This is a genomic window from Mycobacterium shinjukuense (assembly GCF_010730055.1).
Taxonomy (GTDB): Bacteria; Actinomycetota; Actinomycetes; order Mycobacteriales; family Mycobacteriaceae; genus Mycobacterium; species Mycobacterium shinjukuense.
The window spans coordinates 2022887-2045762 of record NZ_AP022575.1; the positions used below are offsets into that span (position 1 = coordinate 2022887).

A 22876-nucleotide genomic window follows, 5' to 3' on the forward strand; every position below is an offset into this window, starting at 1 on the left:
CGCGGGGGCGTCCGCGCCGCGACCTCACGGAACGCTATCCCACTGTTGGTCGGGTGCATCGGCATTGCACCAGCGGGTGGACACCCAAGTCCCAGGGTTCGCACCGCCGAGAACGGCGAGGCAGCCACCGAGGTCATTCGTGACCTGGCCGTTGGGCTGGATATTCCAGTGCTGGCTGATCCAATCGACACAGGGCTGCAGGTGCGCCCACCAACTCTCCCCCGGTACGTTCAGGCACTCCCCGGGGAAGGCCACGCTCTCCAGCTGCCGGGCAGCGGTGAGATTCCACCGCTGGAAGTCCGACCCGTTGCAGGGGTTGATCACCACCGGGGTAAACCAGCTGCCGCTCGGGGCGTCCAGACAGACATCGCCTAATCGGCTTCTCAACTGGACCGGGCCGTCGGCTCTTGCCACGCCAACGTTGAGCACCGCGACGCCTAACACCGCGCCGGCTATGACAAGGGCCCGGCGCGCACCGGCCATCAACCGCGTCTCCTGCATTTCGGCTGCTTCCTCTCATGAGACCACCACCGCCACAGACGGTTTGCCTCGGCCTGACAGCACAGCGCTGCCGACCTTATCGCAACTCCTGACCCCAGGCACCACGAAGCTGCGTGCGGCGGCCAGGCCGGTCCTCATCAAAAAGGTGGTGGGTCGTCGTCGGGATCGGGCGGCTGGTCGTGGGTCTCGGGGGCGGTTGTGGCGGTTTGGGTGACCACGTGGGCGCGCTGGCGGGCCTGGTGGTTGCGGTGGCGTTCGGTGGTGATGTAGTGGGCGCGGTTTTGCGCTCGGGTGCCGGCCCGTCGCGGCATCATCGCGGTGGGCTCCGCGCAGCGGTCGGCCCGGGCCTGCTCGGGTGCGGGCGGGTCACCGGTGGGGGTACACAGGCTCGGGAACAACAGCGCGCTGCCCGGGGTGGTGACATAGGTCTGGTCACCCGGCAGCGTCCAGATGATGGTGCCGTCGGGCAGTTGTTTGTCCTGCCAGCCCCAAAAAGTCTTCATCAAATGATGAAATCTGCACAGACACTTGACATTTGACGCATGGGTGGCCCCGCCATCGGCGAACGCGATGGTGTGATCCAGGTCGCAGTGGGTGGCCGGCCGATCACAACCCGGCGCCCGACAGGTCAGATCCCGGGCCCGCACGAACGCCGCCAGCTTGGCCGAGGGCCGATAACCCGACTCCGGCCCGGCCGGGACCAGGATCGGCTGCAGCCGGGCGGTTGCGGCCAACTCGGCCACCAACTCGGCCGGGATCAACCCGTCGCCGCCCAGCAGCGCTGCCGGTGTCTGGCCGCGGCCCTCCAGGCTGGCCTGCTCGGCCACCACATGAACCACCACCGCCGACACCGGGCGCCCCTCGGCGGCACAGTCGGTGCTACCGCAGCGGCAGGCCAGCCGATCCGCCCCGGCGGCCAACGCCCCCAGCGCGTCGGCGCGGCGCTGATCTGTGCTGCGCGGATCACCGGCACACACCGTGGCCACCAAGGCGTTCAGCCGCGCATCCAGTGCCTGGCCATCGGTGGCATACAGCCGAGCGTGCACGTCGGCCATCCCGTCCGCGGAATTCCAGATCGCCACCTCCCGATCGCGGATCTGCTCACGCGCGCGGCGCACCGCATCCGGGTCGGCCACCGCCACCACCCGATCGATGGCCGCGGCCAGCTTGCCCTGGGTCATCGACGGCCAGCGGCCCACCCGCAGCGCCAACTCGGCATCCACCCGCGCCAGTATCTCGGGGTCGGTGATCAAATCGGTGCGATACACCAACGTCTGAAACATCCGGTAATCGATCTCCCCGGCGACAAACACCTGCCCGACTTTGGGCAGCCGCTCCCGCATCGCCCGCGCATAGTGCAGGTAGCTGCCGGCCAGGGCCAAACTCGTCCGAAACGCCTTGAAAAAGCTCAAGCCACCTCGGCGGCCACCGCCGCCCAGGTATCCACCGCCCAATCCGCGCACTCCCCGCGCTCGACCCGGCGCAGCTCGAACAACTCCCCGATCAACGCCAACCGCGCCGCCGCCGCCTGCGCCTCGGCACACCAGGCAGCGCGCATCCGCTCGATCAACCCCCGCGACGTCGGGGTATCGGAAGGCTCGAAGTAGTCATGCAACCGTTTATCGAACATATATTCGACTATACCGGAAGACACCGACACGCGCACGCCGTTAAGCCGAAGGGGGGAACTTCGGGTTAAACCAGGGTTAAACCCAATACCGTTCAGTTAAAGTGGTCGGATAGCGATGTCTGGCGGCCCGGCGGGTTGGGGCCAGTGGGCGTGGGTTGCGCGTTTGACGTGCCATTTGGGCATTTTGCGTTTGATCACGCGGGGTGCTGAGCGGGGTCGGCGGATCGGGTTGAGGCGATCGAGCAGTCGGCGTAGGAAAGCGCGCCAGTGCCGGTCGGAGGCTTCAGGGTGCTCAGGGGGGAAAAGCGCCCTGCTGGGCGACGGATTGGCGTGTGATGCGTAGCGCGGCGGTGAAACTGACGCGGTCGGGGTCGTGTCCGGCGTGTTCGGCGGCCTGGGTCATCAGGGCGCGGATGGCGTAGTGGCAGCACAGGTGTCCCCAGATTTCCTGCAGGACCAGGTCGGGGGATTTCGAGCGCAGCACGATCCGTGGTCCGCGTTGGTGGGTTTTGAGCTCGTCGAAGGTGTTCTCGATCTCCCAGCGCTGGGCGTAGGCGGCGGCCAGCTCCATTGCCGGGGCCTGCCCTGGGTCGGTCAGCGTGGTCAGCAGCCGGTAGGCGGTAGGGTTGTCGCGTCCGTCGTCGATGCTGTAATCGATGACGCGGACCAGCATCGGGGTACTGCGACGATCGGTGCTGGGCTGCAGATGGGCCAGCCAGGAGCCGTCGGGAAGGTCTTGCACATGGACCGGTTCCGGGGCGCGCCACCCGGTGCGTACCCGCCACAACAGATCGGCTCCGGCGGCAGACGCCTTGCGCCACAACGCATACGAGAAGAACCCGCGATCAGCCAACAGCAGCATCCCAGCAGTCAAAGAGCCCAGCAGTTGTTCGGCGAGTTTGGACTCCGAATCGCGGTAGGCCCCGATCTGCACGGCAAAGACCGCATGTGTGCCGCACTCGGCCAGCCCAACGATCCGAGCCTGGGGGAAGGCGGCCTTTTCACCCTTGCTGGCTCCAGGCCGGCCGAAATACTCGTCATTGGCCGGTGTGTCGGCCACATCCAGACAGGTTCCGTCGATAGCGACCAACCGCCGCCCGGCCAACCACGCCCCCGGCGTGTCCGGCCCGGCCAGCGGGCGGGCCACCCGCGTAAACAAGCCCGCCAGCGGCGCCGACCCCAGCCGCTCACGAGCCTGAAAGATCGCCGACTTACCCGGCAACCGGAAACGCTCACGCCACCCCGACGCCCACGCCAGACCATCGGTGAGCTGGGCCAGCACATCCTCATACGAGCCCTCCGAATACAGGCCCATCGCGATCGCGAAATACGCCATCACCCGCGCCGGCAGCGACCGATGCCGCTGTTGGGTACGACCCGCCTCCGCGATCACCTCATCGACCAGCGCTGGCGGAAACACCCGCGTTAGCACCCCCACCGACACCAAATCCGACAACCGACGATCCGACTCAGGCTTACGCCAACCCGCACGAGGCACACCTACAAACTACACCCATGTAGTCTTAACTGAACGGTATTGGGGTTAAGCCTGGGGTTAAGCCCGGCTGTCCAGCTGCGCCCTTCGTTTCGATGCCCGTTCAGGGCGTTGACGTAGCCATCGACCTACTCGGCGACGGCAGCGGACTGCCGACGTTGTACGCCCGCCTCGGCGTAGTCCGACGAGCCGGCGGGCCGCAGCGGCGAGCCTTTGAACAGCACCGCCGCCGGGTGGAAGGGCGCTGGTGAAGTAGTTGTCGCCAACGCGAGCCTGGGTTGCCTAGCCGAACGGCGCGCGATCCCCGTCCTGCAGCAGGAGGTCGCACGCCGTTAAGCCCGGCTGTCCGGCCGCGCTGTCAGCGGGCATGCAGATCCGGACGATACCGGGCCAACAGCGAGCGCACCGTGTCCATGGCGGCCACCGCGCGGTCCTTGTCCACGGCCTGGATCGCCAACACCGGGATGTACTCGTCCTCGGGCAGATCGATGCGCGCCCACCGGCTACCGGACGGAAACGACACACCCGCGACCTCGGACCACGGGATCAGCCTGTAGCCCAACAGATTACGCACGCAAAGCCCGGGGGGACCCACCCGTAGCCGCGGCCGCGCGAACAACAGCACGGCGCCGGCCAGGACCAGGCCCAGGCCGCCCAGCGCCACTTGATCGGCGGTCTGGAAGACCACCCCGCTGGAGCCGACCTTGAGCAGCAGACCCCCCGCGATATGCGCCGCCGCGATCAGAAACGCTGCGACGTAGGCGAAGAACGGCGTCCAGTGGGGCCGCACCACAACGTCCCAGTCGTCGGTTGCGGCGGTCATGGCCGCGCACGCAGATCGCGCAAGGTCAGCGCGGTGGTCAGGGCCGCCGCGGTCGCCTGGGCACCCTTGTCCTCCGCCGACGTCGGGAGGCCGGCCCGGGCCAGCGCCTGCTCCTCGGTGTTAGTGGTCAGCACGCCATTGGCGACCGGCGTCGAAGCGTCCAGCGAGACCCGGGTCAGGCCCTGGGTTACCGCATCGCAGACATAGTCGAAATGTGGTGTCTCACCACGGATCACGACACCGAGAGCGACGACGGCATCATGGTCGCGGGCCAGCTCCTGCGCCACCACCGGAATCTCGATCGCACCGAGCACCCGGACCACGGTCGGATTGTCGATGCCCCACTCGGCGGCCACCTTGCGGGCACCGGCCAGCAGCGCGTCGCATATCTTGTCGTGCCAGGTGCTCGCGACAATGCCGAGCCGCACCCCGGACGCATCACGCGCGGCGACATCCGGCACACCGGCGCCACCGCTCATCGCCGCCGCTCTCCCCCACAAGCGGGCGGTGCCCCCGCCGCATCGTCGCCACCGCTCACAAAGCACCGCCGAATTCGCCCGGCAGGTGGACGGATTCCTGGAGATCACCGAAATCGTCCAGCCCGGCCAGGTCGTGGCCCATCTTGTCGCGTTTGGTCAACAGGTAGCGGATGTTGTCGGCGTTGGCCCGCACCGGCAGCGGCACCCGCTCGATGATGTGCAGCCCGTACCCATCCAGCCCAACCCGTTTGGCCGGGTTGTTGGTCAACAGCCGCATCGAACGCACCCCCAGGTCGACGAGGATCTGCGCACCGATGCCGTAATCCCGTGCATCGGCCGGCAGCCCAAGCCTGAGGTTGGCGTCCACGGTGTCGGCGCCGGCGTCTTGCAGCTGGTAGGCCTGCAGTTTGTGCATCAGGCCGATGCCGCGGCCCTCGTGGCCGCGCATGTAGAGCACCACCCCGCGCCCCTCCCGGGCGACCATGGCCATCGCGGCGTCTAGCTGGGGCCCGCAATCGCAGCGACGCGAGCCAAACACGTCACCGGTCAAGCACTCCGAGTGCACCCGCACCAACACGTCGTCGCCGTCGGCGTTCGGCCCGGCGATCTCACCGCGAACCAGCGCGACGTGTTCCACGTCCTCGTAGATGCTGGTGTAGCCGATGGCGCGGAACTCCCCGTGCCGGGTGGGAATCCGGGCCTCGGCGACGCGCTCGATGTGCTTCTCGTGTTTGCGCCGCCACTCGATCAGGTCGGCGATGGTAATCAGCGCCAGGCCATGCTCATCGGCGAAGACCCGCAACTCGTCGGTCTGGGCCATCGCGCCCTCGTCCTTCTGACTGACGATCTCGCAGATCGCGCCCGCGGGTTGCAGCCCGGCCAGCCGGGCCAGATCCACGGCGGCCTCCGTGTGGCCCGGCCGGCGCAGCACACCGCCGTCCTTGGCCCGCAACGGCACCACGTGACCGGGGCGGGTGAAATCGTCGGCGACACTGGTCGGATCGGCCAGCAACCGCATCGTGGTCGCCCGGTCAGAGGCCGAAATACCTGTCCCCACACCATTTTTCGCATCGACGGTCACGGTATAGGCGGTGCCGTGCTTGTCCTGGTTGACCGCGTACATCGGTAACAGGCCCAACCGGTCGCAGATCGCGCCGTCCAACGGCACGCACAGGTATCCCGAGGTGTAGCGAACCATGAAGGCCACCATCTCCGGCGTCGCCTTCTCGGCGGCGAAGATCAGGTCACCCTCGTTCTCCCGGTCCTCATCGTCGATGACGATGACGGCCTTGCCCGCCGCAATGTCGGCAACCGCCCGCTCGACGGAGTCCAACCTCGTCATGTTTGCTACCTAGCTGTCGGACCGGTGCACACGAAGCCCGCGTGTCGCCTTCAAGTATGAACCACCGTGTCGCCGGTGGCTTAGGTCTCGGCGACCACGTCATGCGGCCGCTGCAGCAGCCGTTCGACATACTTGGCGAGCACGTCCACCTCGAGGTTCACCCGGGTGCCCACCGGGGCAGGACCCAAGGTGGTGAGCTCTCGGGTCGTCGGGATCAGCGACACCTCGAACCAGTCCCGGGGGTCGGCGCCGAGCCCGGACACCGTCAGGGAAATCCCGTCGACGGTGATCGACCCCTTCTCGACGACGTAGCGAGCCACCGAGGCCGGCATCTCGATGCGCACCACGTCCCAGTGCTCCGACGGCGTTCGCGCGACCAGCACGCCGGTGCCATCCACGTGTCCCTGCACGATGTGCCCGCCGAGCCGGCTGCCCAGGGCGGCGGCGCGCTCTAGGTTCACCCGGCTGCCCGGGCGCAGGCCGCCCAGATTGGATCGCCGCAGCGTCTCGGCCATCACGTCGGCGCTGAATTGACCGTCGGGCAGCACGTCGACAACGGTCAGGCAGACCCCGTTGACGGCGATGGAATCGCCGTGGCCGGCGTCGGCGGTGACGGTGGGGCCCCGGATGATCAGCCGGGCCGCGTCGGCGAGGGCCTCCCGGCCGGTCACCTCGCCGAGTTCCTCGACAATTCCGGTGAACATCGCACCAGGTTAGTGACTCTCGCCGGGGACCGGCACCCCGGTCGTTCACCGGCCGCGCTCACCGCACCCTCTACGATGCAGGGTATGCACTCCCACCGCCGTGGATTCGCCGTCCTCGCCGCCCTGGGCATCGCGACCGCCCTGATCGCCGGCTGCTCGTCGGGCTCAAAGCCGAGCGGCGGACCGCTGCCCGACGCGGCGACGCTGGTCAAGCAGGCCACCGAGCAGACCAAGGGGGTCAAAAGCGCCCACCTGGTGCTGACGGTGAACGGCAAAATCCCGGGCTTGTCCATGAAGACCCTGACCGGCGATCTCACCACCAACCCGACGGCCGCGACGGGAAACGTCAAGCTCACGTTGGGAGGGTCTGACATCGATGCCAACTTCGTGGTCTTCGACGGCAACCTGTATGCCACCCTTACCCCGAACAAATGGAGCGACTTCGGGCCGGCCGCCGACATCTACGATCCCTCGCAGATCCTGAACCCCGACGTCGGCCTGGCCAACGTGCTGGCGAACTTCAACGACGCCAAAGCCGAAGGCCGCGACACCATCAACGGGCAGAGCACCATCCGGGTCAGCGGAAAGGTTTCGGCCGAGGCGGTGAACAAGATTGCGCCGCCGTTTGGCGCAACGGAGCCGGTTCCGGGCACCGTCTGGATCCAGGAGGCCGCCGATCACCAGCTGGCACAGGCCAAGCTGGAGCGGGGCTCGGGCAATTCCGTGCAGATGACCTTGTCGAAGTGGGGCGAGCAGGTGAACGTCACCAAGCCCCCGGTGAGCTGATGAGGATGCGGGCGGGGCGCCGAGTCGCGATCGGCGCGGGCAGTCTCGCGGTGCTGCTGGGCGCGCTGGACACCTATGTCGTGGTCACCATCATGCGCGACATCATGAACGACGTCGGCATCCCGATTAACCAGCTGCAACGGATCACCTGGATCGTCACGATGTACCTGCTGGGCTACATCGCCGCGATGCCGCTGCTGGGCCGCGCCTCCGACCGGTTCGGCCGCAAGCTGCTGCTGCAGGTCAGCCTGGCCCTGTTCCTGATCGGTTCGGTGGTCACGGCGTTGGCCGGCGATTTCGGCAGCTTCCATGTACTGATCGCCGGCCGCACCGTCCAGGGCGTCGCCAGCGGCGCGTTGCTGCCGGTGACCCTTGCTCTGGGGGCTGACTTGTGGTCGCAGCGCACCCGCGCCGGTGTGCTCGGCGGGATCGGCGCCGCGCAGGAACTCGGCAGCGTGTTGGGCCCGCTGTACGGCATCTTCATCGTCTGGTTGCTGCACGAGTGGCAGTACGTGTTCTGGATCAACGTCCCGCTGACGCTGGTCGCCATGGCGATGATCCACTTCAGCCTGCCGGCACACGACCGCAGCGCCCAGCCGGAGAAGGTCGACCTGGTCGGCGGTGTGCTGCTGGCGATCGCGCTGGGACTCGCCGTCATCGGGCTCTACAATCCCAGCCCGGACGGCAAACAGGTGCTGCCTGACTACGGACCTCCCCTCTTGGTCGGGGCAGCCGTTGCCGCGGCGGCGTTCTTCGTCTGGGAACGGGTGGCGCGCACCCGGCTGATCGAGCCGGCCGGGGTGCAATTCCGGCCGTTCCTGTCCGCGCTGGGCGCGTCGGTCGCGGCGGGGGCGGCGCTGATGGTGACGCTGGTCAACGTGGAGCTGTTCGGTCAGGGCGTGCTGCAGATGGACCAGGGCCAAGCGGCCGGAATGCTGCTGTGGTTTCTGATCGCGCTGCCGATCGGGGCGGTGGCGGGCGGGTGGATCGCCACCAGGGCCGGCGACCGCGCGGTGACCTGCATCGGGCTGCTCATCGCGGCCGGCGGATATTGGCTGATTTCCTCCTGGCCGGTGGACCTGTTGGCCCACCGGCACCACATCCTCGGGCTGTTCACGGTGCCGGCGATGCGCACCGACCTGCTGGTGGCCGGTGTCGGCCTGGGGCTGGTGATCGGCCCGTTGTCGTCGGCCACGTTGCGGGTCGTCCCGGCGGCGCAGCACGGCATCGCCTCGGCGGCGGTGGTGGTGGCCCGGATGACCGGCATGTTGATCGGCGTGGCCGCGCTCAGCGCCTGGGGCTTGTACCGGTTCAACCAGATCCTGGCGGGGTTGTCGGCGGCGATTCCGCCCAACGCCACCCTGTTGGAACGCGCGGCCGCGATCGGGGCCCAGTACCAGAAGGCGTACGCGCTGATGTACGGGGAGATCTTCACGATCACCGCGATCGTGTGCGTGTTCGGCGCCGCGCTGGGCCTGTTGATCAGCGGCCGCAAGGAACACGCCGAGGAACCGCAGATCCGCGAGCGGCAGCCCGTCGCGCCCCCGGCGCGAGCCGCTACCGAGCCACCAGGCTGAGCAGCAGATCCGGGCCGACCTGCTCGACGCTGTCGAACTGCCAGCGCAACGCGTGCGCGATGCTGGACACCCCGACGTCGTCGACCGCGGTGACCGGCCCGCCGAGCAGGATCGGCGCGACATAGGCCAGGATCCGGTTGATCGCTCCGGCCCGCAGGAAGGCGCCGGCCAGGGTGGGCCCGCCCTCCAGCAGCACGTCGGTGCGGTCGGCCAACGCCCGGAGCACTTCCACGGGGTCGTGGGTGCGGATCACCATGGTGCGCGAATCGTCGTTGAGCACCCGGGCTTCCGGCGGTAGGTCGCGCATCCCCACCACCACCCGCAGCGGCTGCTGCGGGGCCAGCGAGCCGTCGGGCAGCCGGGCGGTCAGGGCCGGGTCGTCGGCCAGCACCGTGCCGGTGCCGACCACGATCGCGTCGGCGAGGGCGCGACGGCGATGCAGGTCCGCGCGCGCGGCCTCGCTGGAGATCCACTGGCTCGAGCCGTCGGCCGCGGCGCTGCGGCCGTCGATGCTGGTGGCGTATTTCCACGTCACGTGCGGCAGCCCGGTCCGTTGCTTGTGCAGCCACTCCCGCAGCGGTCCGGCCGCCACCCGATCGGCCAGCACGCCGGACCGCACATGCACCCCGGCCGAGGCCAGCCGGGCGGCGCCGCCGGCGGCCATCGGGTTGGGGTCGGCGACGGCGTAAATCACCGTCCCCACCCTGGCCTCCAGCAGCGCGTTCACGCAGGGCGGCGTCTTGCCGTAGTGGTTGCACGGCTCCAGGGTGATCACCGCGATGCCGCCCGCGGCCAAGCCGCCGGCCCGCCGCAGCGCCACCACCTCGGCGTGGTCGCTGCCGGCCGGACCGGTGGCGCCGACGCCGACGACCACGCCGTTGGGGTCCACGATGACGGCCCCGACCGGCGGGTTGGGGTAGGTGCTGCCCTTGACCCTGTTGGCGTGGTCGATGGCCAACTGCATCGCGGCGTCGATGCTGTTGACCGACTTGGGCGTGTTCGGCAGTTGGTTCTGCTGATGGTTCATGGCCGGCTCACAGGCCCAGATGCGCGGACGCGGCGGCGGCTTGGCGCCGCAATGCCCGCACGGCGGCCTCCGGGTCGGCCGCGCCGTAGACCGCCGATCCGGCGACGAAGCAGTCGACACCCGCCTCCGCGGCCTGCTCGATCGTGTCTTCGTTGATGCCGCCGTCGATTTCCACCAGGATCGTCAACTCCCCCGCATCCACCATCTTGCGTACTGTACGCACCTTGCCCAGCACCTCGGGGATGAAACTCTGGCCGCCGAAGCCGGGTTCGACCGACATGACGAGCAGGGTGTCAAAGTGCGGCAGGATTTCCAGGTACGGCTCCAGCGGGGTCCCCGGCTTCACGCTGATCCCAGCTTTGGCGCCGGCGGCCCGGATATCGCGGGCGACCGCGACCGGATCGTCGGTGGCCTCGGCGTGGAAGGTGACGTTGTAGGCCCCCGCTTCGGCATACGGCGGTGCCCACCGATCCGGGTTCTCGATCATCAAATGGCAATCCATCGGGATGTCGGTGGCGGCCAGCAGGCTCTCCACCACCGGCAGTCCGATCGTCAGGTTCGGCACGAAGTGGCCGTCCATGACGTCGACGTGCAACCAGTCGGCGCCTGTTACGGCGGCCGCCTCGTCGGCGAGCCTGGCGAAATCAGCGGCCAGGATCGATGGCGCGATCAGCGGTCCGGCCGGGCTGGGGGGCATGTTCGACAGACTACTGAGCGCCCGGCAGGCGACGCAGCGCGGCCGCGAACATGGCGTCGGTGCCGTGCCGGTGCGGCCAGAGCTGCACGTGGGGCCCGTCGCCCAGCCCCGCGTTGACGGGCGCGAACAGCGGCCGGGTGTCCAGCGCGGCCACCGGATGCCGGCGCAGCGCGTCGCCCACCACGCCCGAGGTTTCGGCCAGGTGCGGCGAGCAGGTCGCGTAGAGCACCACACCCCCCGGCCGGGTCAGGTCGATCGCGGCGGCCAGCAGCTCGCGCTGCAGCTTGGCCAGCGCGGGCAGATCGGCCGGCTGACGCCGCCACCGCGCCTCGGGCCGCCGGCGCAACGCACCCAGCCCGGTGCATGGTGCGTCGACCAGCACCCGGTCGAAGACCGGTTCGAAATCGGTGTGCCGCCCGTCGACCCGCACGACCTCGACCGGCAACCCGCGGGTGTTGGCAACCACCAGCTCGGCGCGGTGCGCCGACGGTTCCACCGCGGTCACCCGCGCCCCTGATGGGGCACCGAGCGCCGCCAGCAGCGCCGTCTTGGCGCCGGGGCCCGCGCACAAGTCCAGCCACCGTCCGGCGTCGCCGTCGACCGGGGCCAGCGTCAGCGCCCGGGCCACCAACTGGCTGCCCTCGTCCTGGACCAGGGCTTGGCCGTGGCGCACCGGGACCAGCCGTCCGGGGTCGCCGCCGGGCAGGTACACCGCATGCGGTGAGTACCGGCCGACGCTGCCGTGCACGGCATCGGCCAGCTCGGCGGCCGTCAGCCGCCCGGGCAGGGCCGCCAGGTGCACCTGCGGCCGCTCGTCGTCGCTGGCCAGCGCCGCGTCCAGGTCGGCGGCCGCCGCCGCGCCCAGCGCGTCGGCGAAGGCCTGGGCGATCCAGCGCGGGTGGGCGTGCACGAACGCGGCGTGCCCGACGGGATCGAGGTGCGGGTCGGGGGCCAGCTCGGCAACCCAGGACAGCTCGTCTCGCCCGGCGATGGCACGCAGCACGGCATTGACGAAACCTGCTCGCGCCGAATCGAGTTCGCTGCTGGCCGCATCGACCGTGGTGGACACCGCGGCGTGTGCGTCGACCCGGGTGCGCAGTAGCTGGTAGGCACCCAGCCGCAGCAGGTCGAGCAGCACCGGATCGATCGCCTCGGGTGAGCGTCCGGAGGCCGCACCGATGATCGCGTCCAGCAGGCCCCGGGCCCGGCAGGTGCCGTAGGTCAGCTCGGTGGCAAAGGCGGCGTCGCGGCCGGTGATGCCGCGCTCGCGCAGCAGGGCGGGCAGCACCAAGTTCACGTATGCGTCGCGCTCGCTGACCGCCCGCAACGCCTCGAACGCCGCGCGGCGCGCCGGATCCAGCGGCCGCCGGCGCGGGCCACGCGGTTTCGCGGTCACGATGCCCGGGCGGCGGGGCCGAGTCGGGCGCCACGGGCCCAGTCGGCGGCGTTCATCAGCTTCTTGCCCGGGGCCTGAACCTGGCCCAGCCGCACCGGCACCGAACCGGTGCCGATCCATACGCTTTTTCGGTCGACGTGAATGGCACCGGGCGGCAGAGACTTGGGGGACTCGTCGACCTGCACGGGGCCGAGTTTGACGCGCAGGTCACCGATGAGCGTCCAGGCACCCGGGTTGGGGGTGACGGCGCGGATCCGACGCTCGATCACCGGCGCCGGCAGATCCCAGCGCACCCGGGCCTGCTGCACAGTGATTTTCGGGGCCAGGCTGACCCCATCGGCCGGTTGCGGTCGCGGGGTCAGCGTCTGGTCAGCGATGCCGTCCAGCGTGGTCTCCAGCAGGGCCGCCCCCGAAACGGCAAGCCGCTGCAGCAGATCGCCCGCGGTGTCGGTCGCCCGGATGGTCTCGGTGACCACACCGTAGACCGGTCCGGAGTCCAGGCTGGGCTCGATCTGAAACGTTGTGGCCCCGGTGATGGTGTCGCCCGCGGCGATGGCGGCCTGCACCGGTGCCGCGCCACGCCAGGCGGGCAGCAGCGAGAAGTGCAGGTTGACCCAGCCGCGGGGGGGAACCGCCAGCAGCGCATCGCCCAGCAGCGCGCCGTAGGCCACCACCGCGCAACACTCGGGGGCCAGCTCGGACAGCGCGGCGACGAACTCCGCCGAATTCGGCCGGGGCGGCCGCAGCACCGGGATGCCACGATCGAGTGCCTCGCGGGCCACCGGTGACGGCGTGGGCTTGCCCCGCCGACCCGAGGCGGCATCGGGCCGGGTCAGCACCGCGATGACGTCGTGGCGGGGCGAATCGATGAGCCGACACAGCGCGGGCAGCGCGGATTCCGGGGTGCCGGCAAAGACGAGGCGCACCGCCACAGTGTAAGAAGCTCCGCGGACGTGTCGTAGGCCACAATCCCGCGGATCGGATTCTTAGCCAGTTATAATATTGCTATTGCATACTATGTCTAGTGGATATTCTTGATGTCCCGCGCCGGTGACGACGACGTCCCAGCAACCCGGCCCCTTCCCCTTCCTTCCCCTTCCTTTCCGAGGAGGTCTGAATGACGATCCACACACCCATCCGCGAGGACGAATCGCTCGCGGCCACCCATCGGGCGCTGTGGGCGCTGGGCGACTATGCCCTGATGGCCGAAGAGGTGATGGCCCCGCTCGGCCCAATCCTGGTCGCCGCCGCGGGAATTGGGCCCGGCGTGCGAGTGCTCGACGTGGCCGCCGGCTCGGGCAACATCTCGCTGCCCGCAGCCCGGACCGGTGCCACCGTCGTCTCCACCGACCTCACCCCGGAACTGTTGCAGCGGTCCCGGGCCAGGGCCACCGAACTTGGGTTGACGCTCGAATATCGGGAAGCCAACGCGCAGGCATTGCCGTTCGACGACGACGAGTTCGACGCCGTGATCTCGGCCATCGGCGTGATGTTCGCGCCGGATCACCAGTGCGCCGCCAACGAATTGGTCCGGGTCTGCCGGCCCGGCGGGACGATCGGCGTGATCAGCTGGACCCCGGAAGGGTTCTTCGGCCGGATGCTGGCCACCATCCGGCCATACCGTCCGAGCCTGTCGGCGGCTTTGCCGCCGTCGGCACTGTGGGGACGTGAAGCCTACCTCACCGGTCTGCTGGGAGACCGCGTCACCGGCGTCACGACGGCGCGCAAATCGTTGGAGGTGACGCGGTTCGGCACCGCACGGGCCGTGCATGACTACTTCAAGCAACACTACGGCCCGACCATCGAGGCGTATGAAAACATCGGCGACAACGCCGTGCTGGCCGCCGAGCTGGACGCGCAACTTGTCGAACTCGCGGCAGACTACCTCACCGACGGTGTGATGGGGTGGGAGTACTTGCTGGCCACCGCCGAAAAGCGGTGAGCCGGCCGGCCGGGAGCCCTACAGCTCCATCTCGATATGGGCGTCGGGCTCCCCGCCGGCGTCGGTGAACGCCGTCAGGGCACGCACCAGCCCTTGGCGTTCCGGCTGCGGCATCCGCGCGACAATCCGCGCGATTTCGCTGCGCCGGTAGGCGGTGACTTGCCGGACGACCTCCCGTCCCCGCTTGGTGAGCGCGGCCAGCAGCTCCCGCCGCGAGGTCGGGTGGGGCAAGCGGTCGATCAATCCCGCGCTGACCAGCCGGTCCACCATCCGGCCGGTCGCCGAGGGTTGCACGCCGAGCAAGCTGGCCAGGGTGGCCAGGTTGATCGGACCACGAGTGGACAAGATCACCAGTGTTCGAAACTGCGGGATGGTGATCGAATCATCTACCCGCGCAATGGAATTAGCCGAAATACCGACCAACAACCGAGACGCCGTCAGCAACGCATCGGTGATCGCATCCAACGACTCCTCGGCGGTCGTTACGTGTTCCGTTGCCATCCTCGCCCCCTTGCCCGGTCAAGAGTGTAACAACATCCTACAATCGTAAACAGTGATTATTTCTTATCTATATAGTTGCTAGCGGACATGATTGGGCGCGAGCTCAGCCTTTCCCTCCTTCCCCGCAGGAGATTCCGATGGCTATCGACATTACCGTCACCAAGCGCGACGCCCCGGCAACCACGCATCGGGACATGTGGGCGTTGGGCGACTACGCCGCCTTCGCCGACGAAATTTTGGCGCCGCTGGGCGCAATCTTGGTCTCCACGAGCGGCATTCGCCCCGGCGACCGGGTCCTTGACGTGGCCGCAGGCGCCGGCAACGTGGCGATCCCAGCGGCTCTGGCGGGGGCCCACGTCATCGCCAGTGACCTGACGCCGGAGCTGTTGCGCCGCGCCCAGGCGCGGGCGGCGGCCGACGGCCTGGAACTCGGCTGGCGGGAAGCCAACGCCGAGGCGCTACCGTTCGGCGCGGGCGAATTCGACGTGGTGCTCTCGGCGATCGGGGCGATGTTCGCCCCGCGCCATCAACGCACGGCCGACGAGCTGGCCCGGGTCTGTCGGCGTGGGGGCAAGATCAGCGTCTTGAGCTGGACCCCGGACGGTTTCTACGGTCGTCTGCTGTCCACCATCAGGCCGCACCGCCCGACGGTGCCGCCGGGAGCGCCGCACGAGGTGTGGTGGGGATGCGAAGACTATGTCAGTGAGCTGTTTCGCGACCACGTCACCGACATCCGCACGCAGCGGGGCCGGCTGACGGTGGATCGTTTCGGCTTGCCCGAGGAATGCCGCGACTACTTCAAGGCCTGCTACGGCCCGGTGATCAACGCCTACCGCAACGTCTCCGGTGACCCCGAGCTGGTCGCCACCCTCGATGCCGAGCTCACCGAACTGTGCCGCGAGTATCTCGGCGGCGGCGTGATGGAGTGGGAATACCTGATTTTCACCGCCCGCAAGGGCTGAGGTGGCGCTCACCCGATGTGCAGCGGGTCGATCTGCACCCGGACCGGTTCCTGGGTCTGACGCGCGCTGAGCACGCTGACGCCGCGCCGCAGACTGGCCGCCAACCGCAGGCCCTGCTGGTGGCGGACGCGCACCAGCATCCTGATCACCACGGCCGGGCTGCCCGCCGGGCGCCGGACACCGGGCGGTAGCTCGACAGGGCCGAGCAGGTCGGCGCCGTCGGGTAACTCGGCCTGGTCAAGCAGCGCGGTCACCGCCTCGGCGGTGCCATCGAGGGCCGCGATGTGCACGCTCGGCGGCAGGCCGACCTCGGTTCGGGCCGCCAGTTCGGCCTCCGCGTGACCCACCGGATCCCACCGGATCAGCGACTGCACCGTCGGGATGGAGGATTCGGCGACCACCGCCACCACCCCATCGTCTCGGTGCGAACGCACCAGTGCGGCCGCGGCCATCCAGCGCGCCAGGGCATCCTCGGCCGCCCGCAAGTCCTGCCGACCCAGCAGCGCCCAGGTGTCCAGAAGCAGCGCCGCACCGTATCCGCCCACCGCCCGGGGTTCGGCGCCGGGGGTGGCGACCACCAGGGCCGGGCGGGCGGCCACCTCCGCCACGATGGCGTCGCCCGCCGAGGTGATCACCGGCGTGCCGGCAAAGGCCCGGCCGAGCTCTTCGGCGGTGCGCCGGGCCCCGACCACCGCGGCGCGTACCGCGTCCGACCCGCAGCGCGCGCACCGCAGCGTGGGCTCGAACCGGCCGCACCAGCGGCACACCGTGGCCGGCACACCACGCTCACTCAGCGACAACGGGCCCGTGCAGTGCCGGCAGCGAGCGATCGCGCGGCAGCTCCCGCACGCCAGCGACGGCACGTAGCCGCGCCGCGGCACCTGCACCAGCACCGGTGTTCCGGCCGCCAACGCCGAGCGCGCGGCGCGCAGCGCCATGGACGGAAGGCGCGCGGTGCGCGCGGCCGGGTCGCGTTCGTCGTCGTATCCGCGGTCGTCGAGGGAGACGACCCGCGGAGCGCGGGCGCGAACCATCGACCGCGCGGCGACCACGTCGTGCGCCCATCCGCTGCGCACCAACGCGTGGGCTTCGGCGGTGCGGGCGTAGCCGCCGATCAGGGCGGCGCACCGGGCCTGGTGCGCGCGCAGCAGCGCGACCTCCCGGGCGTGCGGATAGGGCGCGCGCGGCTCGGCCAGGCTGTCGTCGCCGTCGGACCAGACCATGACCAGCCCCAGATCGCTCAGCGGCGTGAACACCGCGCTGCGGGTACCGATCACCAGCCGCGCGCTGCCCCGCAGCGCCGCCAGCCACCGCCGGTAGCGGGCGGCCGGTCCCAGGCCGGCCGACAATGCCACCGCATGGTGCTCGTCGATGCGGGCCGCGGCGGCCCGCCACAGCGTGGCCAGATCCCGCTGGTCGGGCACGATGGCCAATACCGTGCGCCCGGCCCGGATGGTTTGCGCGGCGGCCTCGGCAAACCGGTCCGCCCACCGTTCGCCGGGGAGCGCCTGCCAGACCGCCCGGGCGGCCCGCGATTCGGCGAGGGCGGTCAGGAATTGCCCGCCGCGGCCGTAGGCCTGCCAGCCCGACGGGTCGACCGGACCGACATCCGGGGGCGCGGGCATCGCCGTGACTTCCCGTTCCGCGCGGGCGTGCCGGGCCGGCACCGCCAGGCGCAACACGTCCGGCCGGGTGCCGGCGTAGCGCGCGGCCACCGCATCGACCAAGCGACGGATTTCGGGGGTGAGGACCGGTTCGGGCGACACCACGCGATCCAGCCGGCCCAGCGGCCCGGGGTGGTCGGTGTCATTGCGGCGTTCCAGCACGAATCCGTCCACCAGCCGGCCATGGAACCGTACCCGCACCCGCACCCCGGGCTGGGCGTCGTCGGATTGCTCGGCGGACACCAGGTAGTCGAACTCACGGTCCAGGTGCGGCACCGACAGCATCGGCAGCACCCGCGCGATCGGCTCCACCTCGGCCGGGATACCGCGATCAGCGCGAGATACGTTTCCAGACAATGGTGTTCGCTGGGTCGTCCGCGGGGTTGTCGCGGCCGAAGAAGAAGCCGGCGGTGATCAGCACTTCGGCCGCGGCGTATGACCACCAGATCGGCACCGCCAGGGCCTCGCTGCCCAGGATGAACCGGCCGATGGCGATCATCGAGTCCGACGCGGCGAAACAGACCGCCCCGACGGCGGTCCAAATCGTCGGCAATCGCGCCAACAGGGCCGCGCACACCATGGCGGCCAGCACCACAATGTAGACCGTCACCGGAACCGTCAGCCTGTCCTCGCCCAGGTGGGGCCAAAACCAGGTCAGCAACGCCAGGGACGCCAGGCACATCAGGACGGCGGCACCGACGCGCACTCGCGTAGGGGACGCCAGCGGCAGCATCGCGCCCAGAAAGCACAAGTGCGCCACCAAGAATGAGCCCAGCCCGAAGACAAAGGACGGTGTCCACCAAGGGATCGCCAGTAGCCAGTCACCGGACGCCGAGAACAGCAGCGCCGCCGCCAACCAGCGCCGTTCCCGGGCGATGGGGTGAGCGACCGCGGCGAGCGCCAGCAGCGCCGCCATCGACGCCTTGAACGCCGGCTGCAGGACCCAGTGTCCGGTCAGCTCCGAGCCGGGCGGGTGGTGCAGCGCGATCACGGTTAAATACCCGCCGTAGGCCAAGCCGGCCCAGCCGCCCAGCACCCAGAAAACGGCCACCAGCCGGCGTGCGTACGGTGTCTGCATGCCGAGTTTGGACAGCACCGCCGACGAGAAACCCGCTATCGACCCCATTCTGCTGAAGGTACTGGATGCGGTTCCGTTTCGGCTATCAACCGAGGACGGCATCGACGCGGCTCGCCAGCGGTTGCGCGCGCTGCCGCGCCGGCCGGTGCATCCCGGGTTGCGGGTCGAAGATCGGTCGGTCGACGGGCCGGCGGGCGCTCTCGGCATCCGGATCTATTGGCCGCCAGACGATCTCGGCGGCGCGCCGCCGGTGGTGATGTACTTCCATGGCGGCGGATTCGTGATGGGCGACCTGGACACCCACGACGGCACCTGCCGCCACCATGCCGTCGGCGCCGACGCCATCGTGGTGTCCGTCGAGTACCGACTGGCACCCGAGCACCCGTACCCCGCCGCCGTCGAAGACGCTTGGGCCGCAACGCTATGGGTCGCCGAGCAGTGCGCGGAGCTTGGGGCCGACCCCGCTAGGATGGCCGTCGCCGGAGACTCGGCGGGCGGCACCATCGCCGCGGTGATGGCGCAGCGAGCCCGCGACAGTGCCGGACCGGCTTTGGCCTTTCAGCTACTGTGGTATCCCTCCACGATGTGGGACCCTTCGCTGCCGTCGTTTGCCGAGAACGCCGCCGCACCGATCCTGGACACCAAGGCCATTGCGGCGTTTTCCCGTTGGTACGCAGGCGAAATCGACCTGTCGGACCCGCCGCCGGCACTGGCGCCGGGCCGGGCCGAGAACCTCGCTGGCCTGCCGCCCGCCCATATCGGCGTTGCCGGTCATGATCCGCTGCGCGATGACGGCATCCGCTACGGTGAGCTGCTGGCCGCCGCCGGCGTGCCCGTGCAGGTGCACAACGCCGACACGATGGTGCACGGCTACCTCGGCTACGCCGGGGTGGTGCCCGCCGCCACCGCCGCGCTGGATCGCGGGCTGGCGGCGTTGCGCGCCGCGCTGCACGGCTGACGTCCTTCGGTGCGTACCGTAGGTCCATCGCGGCCGACGGCGTCGAGGAGCGCACCGTCGGTCACGGCGAGCTCACCGACATCCCGGTCCGGATCTACTGGCCACCTGTCCCAGCCCGACGGGCCCCTACCAGTGGTCGTCTTCTACCACGGCGGCGGCTGGTGCCTCGGCGACTTGGATACCCACGACCACGTCGCCCGCGCCCATGCCGTCGGCGCGCAGGCCATCGTGGTGTCCATCGACTACCGGCTCGCGCCCGAGCATCCACACCCGGCCGGCGTCGCCAACAGCTGGGCGGCATTGCGGTGGGTCGGCGAGCATGCCGCGGAGCTGGGCGGGTGACCCGAACCGGATTGCCGTCGCCGGTGATTCGGCGGGCGGCAACATCTCGGCGGTTATGGCGCAGCTGGCCCGCGATAACGGCGGACCGGCGCTGGCTTTCCAATTGTTGTGGTACCCGTCGTGTATCGGTGACCTGTCGCTGCCGTCACACCTGCCGGGGCTGGACATCAGCGACCACACGACGCTGCCCACCACCCTGGCCCCCGGTAACGGTGACCTGTCCGCGTTGCCGCCCGCGTTCATCGGCACCGCCGAACACGACCCGCTGCGCGACGACGGGGCCCGCTATGCCGAGTTGCTGGGCACCGCGGGCGTTCCCGTCGAGTGGCGCAACAAGCCCAACATGGTGCACGGCTGTATCAATTTCGCCTTGGTGGTGCCCGCCGCGGCCGAGGCCGCCAACCGTGGGCTAGCCCTTTGCCCTAAACCGGTTCCGACCGGCTGGTGCTGGTTTCACGGGTCGTCATCGTCATCGTCGTTGTGCAGGAGTTTTTCGGGGTGAAAGTAACTGTTGGTGCGTGGCTGTCCGTGGTCGAGGTGGGCGGGGGGAATCCACTCGGTGGTGCCGTCTTTGCGTTTGCGGGTCCTCCAGCCCCCGCTGGTGACTAGTTTGTGGTGGGGGCCGCAGGCCTGGGCCAGGTCGTTGATATCGGTCTCCCGGCACTCGGAATAATCGGTCACATGGTGCACCTCGGTGAGATAGCCCGGCACATCGCAATTGGGAAAGGAGCAGCCGCGGTCCTTGCGGCGGATGTTCAGGTGGTGCGCTTCATTTGGTCACGGCATTTACGGAGGGAAGAGGGCGACTCACCCCATGATTACCGACAACATCCCAACACAGTCCGCCGCCACCACCGGCGGCGACCCGCAGCACATCATCGAGATCACCTTCGACCGCGGCACCATGACCTTGGCCGACGCCGTCCGCGAGCTGGCCGCCGAGCTGCTCGGCGCCGCCGACGGCCTCGACGACGAAAGCGGTGAACCGCGATGACCGCCCCCAGGGTTCGCGCCGTCACCATCGGCAACGGGTTCGCCGTGCGCGGTGTGCTGTTGGCCGGCCGCGAGGAGCTGTGGGTCGGCCCGCTGCGGCCCGCTGACCAGCATGAGCGGGCCCTATACGACGCCCACCAGGAGGCCGGCCGCCGCGGCTGGGAGGTGGCGCGATGAGCCCCCGCCTGGTGAAAGTCACCGGCCTGGCGCCCGTCGAGCGCGCCGTCTGTTACCGCAGCCGGGTGGCCGCAACAATCCGGCCATGGTTCCCGGACGCGCCGACAGAAGTCCGCGAGGCCATCGTGAAGCTGCAAACCGCATTAGATCGCGACGAATACTCCGGCGACATCGAAGCGTTCTTGCGGGTGGCGGTCGAACCGCTCGAACCCGCCGACGAGCCCGGCGAGCTCGACGAATAGCAGCCAAGCGCCGCAACCGGAAAAAGGAAGCGCCGCCCCCCAGCCTTGAGGGCTGGGGGGCGGCGCCTTTTCTGCGGCGCAGGCGACCCGGCACCCCTAAGCAGAGGCCGCCCACGCCTGGCCTCCTATGCGGTGGTTTGCGCCCGCAAAATCCGGAACGCGTTGGGCACCAGCACGTCCGACCCGGTTCGGAACCAGGCGAAAAATCCGCGCTGCCCGGTCGGCCGGCGGTTCGGTCCGAACAAGTGCGGCACCAGCTCCACCATGGCGCCAACCCGATCGACGATGAGGAATTGCTTCCAGTCGCCAAGCACCAGTGGATGATTCGTCGCTGTCACCGCCGGATCGACGGTGTCCATGTGGGAAACCTCCAGGATGTTTTTCCCGGCCAGCATCGGCGGACTGTCGTGCAACCCCGGGAATTTCAGCGCACCGTTCGCGGTTTCCGCCTGCCTCAACGTGTTGATGGTGGACAAGTTCGCCGCGAACGCGCCGTTGGCTTGGAACCTTGGCGGCAGCGCCGACTGCAGCGCGTAAACATCGGCTGCCACAACAGCTTCCGTTCCGGCGCCGGCGACCACGTAATCGTTGGTGCCGGTCAACGCGCTGACAAACCCGGTGGGCTCGCCAACGCCGGTGCCGTTGACGAACGCCGCGGCCTGCAACTGTTCAATCGAATCCGCCAGGATGCGGCCGACCTCTGCGACGAACCCGGCGGCGTCTCCCTCGATTTCGACCGAGAACGGGACCCAGGCGCTGCCGCGGTAGGCCGGCACCGCGGGCTGGGCCAGCGTTGGCGAATCGTCGGAAACCTCCTCGGCTTCGTGATACCAGTTCGCTTGGGCGCCTTCAGAGGTCACGCCCCGCCAGATTTCGGCTGTGGTTTGCACAACCCGCGCCACCTGCCGGATCGGATTCGTCGAACCGCCGCTCGACAACAAAATCGCCGGGTCCAGCGCCGCCGGGACCAGGAAACCGCCGGCGGTGTCCACCAAGCCCATCGCTCGCTGCTCGGCGGCCACCGCGGCCGCCTCCCTCCACGCCGCAGCCTCCGCGGTGGTCCAAACCGTATGCCCCGCAACAGGATTCGAAACCCGCTTGACGAACGCGTTCAAGTAGTCGCGGCTGCCGGTGGCCGCCAACCAGCGCTGCGCCCACGACGCCGACTGCGGCGGCCCGCTGCGGCAAAGGGTTTCCGCGGTTTCTGCGGCCCCTGCCGTCATCAGCCCGTCCCGCACGCAGCCGTCCAGTGTGCGAAGCGCGGTGTCCCGCATCGTGTTTCGCGGTGGCGCGTCGTCAACGTCGTCGCCGGTGGGAGCGCCGGGCACCACCCGCAGCTCACCGGCCTGGACGCGGCGCAGCGCCTCCGCGGCTTGCAGGCCGCGGCGGCGCTGCTCGGAGCGCAGCTCCTCGGCGTGACGGCACAGCGCTTGAAAACGCTGCGCGGCTTCACCAGTCAAATCACCCTCAACAGTGTCGAGCAGTTGCTGCGCGGCCGCGCGGGTTTCATCGAGGCTGAGGTTTTTGATGTCGTCAAATTCGTGTTGTTCATCGGTCATG

22 protein-coding genes and 4 pseudogenes are annotated in these 22876 nt (G+C 69.4%); 9 read left to right on the forward strand and 17 right to left on the reverse strand.

What is annotated here, in order from left to right; all coding sequences use genetic code 11:
- Positions 1-24: 24 nt before the first annotated feature.
- The 8 genes and pseudogenes from G6N20_RS08830 to G6N20_RS08865 form a co-directional block, all read right to left on the reverse strand.
- Entirely contained in the window at positions 25-501 is a 477-nt protein-coding gene (locus tag G6N20_RS08830; protein WP_083050954.1) for an Rv1419 family lectin, read from the reverse strand.
- A 137-nt stretch (positions 502-638) separates the two neighbouring features.
- A pseudogene (locus G6N20_RS08835) lies at positions 639-2131 on the reverse strand (HNH endonuclease signature motif containing protein).
- 292 nt (positions 2132-2423) lie between these two features.
- A complete protein-coding gene (locus G6N20_RS08845; RefSeq protein WP_083046439.1) occupies positions 2424-3629 on the reverse strand; it encodes an IS4 family transposase in 1206 nt (401 codons plus the stop codon).
- Between the two features lie 92 nt (positions 3630-3721).
- Positions 3722-3956: pseudogene (locus G6N20_RS21955) on the reverse strand (hypothetical protein); the annotation flags it as partial.
- A 28-nt stretch (positions 3957-3984) separates the two neighbouring features.
- The gene (locus G6N20_RS08850) at positions 3985-4449 is read right to left on the reverse strand and encodes a PH domain-containing protein (RefSeq protein WP_083046440.1); all 465 of its coding nucleotides are present in this window, start codon (positions 4447-4449) and stop codon (positions 3985-3987) included.
- Positions 4446-4928 carry a 6,7-dimethyl-8-ribityllumazine synthase gene (ribH, locus tag G6N20_RS08855; RefSeq protein ID WP_083046441.1) on the reverse strand — a complete coding sequence of 161 codons (483 nt, stop codon included), beginning with the start codon at positions 4926-4928 and terminating at the stop codon, positions 4446-4448. Before ribH ends, G6N20_RS08850 begins: the two co-directional genes overlap by 4 nt.
- Before the next feature lie 55 nt (positions 4929-4983).
- A complete protein-coding gene (locus G6N20_RS08860) occupies positions 4984-6270 on the reverse strand; it encodes a bifunctional 3,4-dihydroxy-2-butanone-4-phosphate synthase/GTP cyclohydrolase II (RefSeq protein ID WP_083046442.1) in 1287 nt (428 codons plus the stop codon).
- Between the two features lie 80 nt (positions 6271-6350).
- The gene (locus G6N20_RS08865; protein ID WP_083046443.1) at positions 6351-6974 is read right to left on the reverse strand and encodes a riboflavin synthase; all 624 of its coding nucleotides are present in this window, start codon (positions 6972-6974) and stop codon (positions 6351-6353) included.
- A gap of 75 nt (positions 6975-7049) precedes the next feature.
- Here G6N20_RS08865 and G6N20_RS08870 point away from each other — a divergent pair, with 75 nt between their 5' ends.
- Together G6N20_RS08870 and G6N20_RS08875 are read left to right on the forward strand one after the other, a co-directional pair.
- Positions 7050-7760 carry an LppX_LprAFG lipoprotein gene (locus G6N20_RS08870; RefSeq protein ID WP_083046444.1) on the forward strand — a complete coding sequence of 237 codons (711 nt, stop codon included), beginning with the start codon at positions 7050-7052 and terminating at the stop codon, positions 7758-7760.
- Positions 7761-7765: 5 nt separating this feature from the next.
- Positions 7766-9337 carry an MFS transporter gene (locus G6N20_RS08875; RefSeq protein ID WP_142271876.1) on the forward strand — a complete coding sequence of 524 codons (1572 nt, stop codon included), beginning with the start codon at positions 7766-7768 and terminating at the stop codon, positions 9335-9337.
- On the opposite strand, the gene ribD is transcribed toward G6N20_RS08875, so the two are convergent.
- Genes ribD through fmt form a run of 4 tightly spaced genes read right to left on the reverse strand, consistent with a single transcriptional unit; the run spans position 9318 to position 13383 of the window.
- Positions 9318-10364, reverse strand: coding sequence for a bifunctional diaminohydroxyphosphoribosylaminopyrimidine deaminase/5-amino-6-(5-phosphoribosylamino)uracil reductase RibD (gene ribD, locus G6N20_RS08880; RefSeq protein ID WP_083046446.1), 1047 nt, complete (start codon positions 10362-10364; stop codon positions 9318-9320). The two genes, G6N20_RS08875 and ribD, sit on opposite strands and share 20 nt — an antisense overlap.
- Before the next feature lie 7 nt (positions 10365-10371).
- Positions 10372-11061 (reverse strand): ribulose-phosphate 3-epimerase, encoded by a 690-nt coding sequence (gene rpe, locus G6N20_RS08885; protein WP_083046447.1) that lies wholly within the window; start codon positions 11059-11061, stop codon positions 10372-10374.
- Between the two features lie 10 nt (positions 11062-11071).
- A complete protein-coding gene (locus G6N20_RS08890; RefSeq protein WP_142271872.1) occupies positions 11072-12457 on the reverse strand; it encodes an RsmB/NOP family class I SAM-dependent RNA methyltransferase in 1386 nt (461 codons plus the stop codon).
- A complete protein-coding gene (fmt, locus tag G6N20_RS08895; protein WP_083046474.1) occupies positions 12454-13383 on the reverse strand; it encodes a methionyl-tRNA formyltransferase in 930 nt (309 codons plus the stop codon). The genes G6N20_RS08890 and fmt overlap by 4 nt, the downstream gene beginning before the upstream one ends.
- 191 nt (positions 13384-13574) lie before the next feature.
- Between fmt and G6N20_RS08900 the strand changes: the two genes are divergently transcribed.
- Positions 13575-14399 (forward strand): class I SAM-dependent methyltransferase, encoded by an 825-nt coding sequence (locus tag G6N20_RS08900; protein ID WP_083046448.1) that lies wholly within the window; start codon positions 13575-13577, stop codon positions 14397-14399.
- 18 nt (positions 14400-14417) lie between these two features.
- On the opposite strand, the gene G6N20_RS08905 is transcribed toward G6N20_RS08900, so the two are convergent.
- A complete protein-coding gene (locus G6N20_RS08905; protein ID WP_083046449.1) occupies positions 14418-14900 on the reverse strand; it encodes a MarR family transcriptional regulator in 483 nt (160 codons plus the stop codon).
- A 137-nt stretch (positions 14901-15037) separates the two neighbouring features.
- Between G6N20_RS08905 and G6N20_RS08910 the strand changes: the two genes are divergently transcribed.
- Positions 15038-15862, forward strand: coding sequence for a class I SAM-dependent methyltransferase (locus G6N20_RS08910; RefSeq protein WP_083046450.1), 825 nt, complete (start codon positions 15038-15040; stop codon positions 15860-15862).
- 8 nt (positions 15863-15870) lie between these two features.
- Here G6N20_RS08910 and G6N20_RS08915 read toward each other — a convergent pair whose 3' ends face one another.
- Both G6N20_RS08915 and G6N20_RS08920 read right to left on the reverse strand, forming a co-directional pair.
- On the reverse strand, positions 15871-17811 hold the full coding sequence (locus G6N20_RS08915; protein WP_083046476.1) for a primosomal protein N': 1941 nt from the start codon (positions 17809-17811) through the stop codon (positions 15871-15873).
- Between the two features lie 46 nt (positions 17812-17857).
- Complete coding sequence (locus G6N20_RS08920; protein ID WP_142271877.1) at positions 17858-18604, reverse strand: lysoplasmalogenase; 747 nt, start codon at positions 18602-18604, stop codon at positions 17858-17860.
- Between G6N20_RS08920 and G6N20_RS08925 the strand changes: the two genes are divergently transcribed.
- Together G6N20_RS08925 and G6N20_RS08930 are read left to right on the forward strand one after the other, a co-directional pair.
- A complete protein-coding gene (locus G6N20_RS08925; protein WP_083046452.1) occupies positions 18603-19562 on the forward strand; it encodes an alpha/beta hydrolase in 960 nt (319 codons plus the stop codon). The two genes, G6N20_RS08920 and G6N20_RS08925, sit on opposite strands and share 2 nt — an antisense overlap.
- Positions 19529-20319 (forward strand): annotated as a pseudogene (locus G6N20_RS08930) (alpha/beta hydrolase); the annotation flags it as partial. The gene G6N20_RS08925 and the pseudogene G6N20_RS08930, both read left to right, overlap by 34 nt.
- A 38-nt stretch (positions 20320-20357) precedes the next feature.
- On the opposite strand, the pseudogene G6N20_RS08935 reads toward G6N20_RS08930, so the two are convergent.
- Positions 20358-20648 (reverse strand): annotated as a pseudogene (locus G6N20_RS08935) (HNH endonuclease signature motif containing protein); the annotation flags it as partial.
- Positions 20649-20718: 70 nt separating this feature from the next.
- Here G6N20_RS08935 and G6N20_RS08940 point away from each other — a divergent pair.
- From G6N20_RS08940 to G6N20_RS08950, 3 genes are read left to right on the forward strand one after another with little or no spacing between them, the layout of a single operon-like run.
- Positions 20719-20898 (forward strand): hypothetical protein, encoded by a 180-nt coding sequence (locus G6N20_RS08940; protein ID WP_083052508.1) that lies wholly within the window; start codon positions 20719-20721, stop codon positions 20896-20898.
- A complete protein-coding gene (locus tag G6N20_RS08945) occupies positions 20895-21074 on the forward strand; it encodes a hypothetical protein (RefSeq protein WP_083052506.1) in 180 nt (59 codons plus the stop codon). Before G6N20_RS08940 ends, G6N20_RS08945 begins: the two co-directional genes overlap by 4 nt.
- Positions 21071-21316, forward strand: coding sequence for a hypothetical protein (locus tag G6N20_RS08950; RefSeq protein ID WP_083052503.1), 246 nt, complete (start codon positions 21071-21073; stop codon positions 21314-21316). The genes G6N20_RS08945 and G6N20_RS08950 overlap by 4 nt, the downstream gene beginning before the upstream one ends.
- Positions 21317-21441: 125 nt before the next feature.
- Here G6N20_RS08950 and G6N20_RS08955 read toward each other — a convergent pair whose 3' ends face one another.
- The gene (locus G6N20_RS08955; RefSeq protein ID WP_083052501.1) at positions 21442-22875 is read right to left on the reverse strand and encodes a phage major capsid protein; all 1434 of its coding nucleotides are present in this window, start codon (positions 22873-22875) and stop codon (positions 21442-21444) included.
- Between the last annotated feature and the right edge of the window lies 1 nt (position 22876).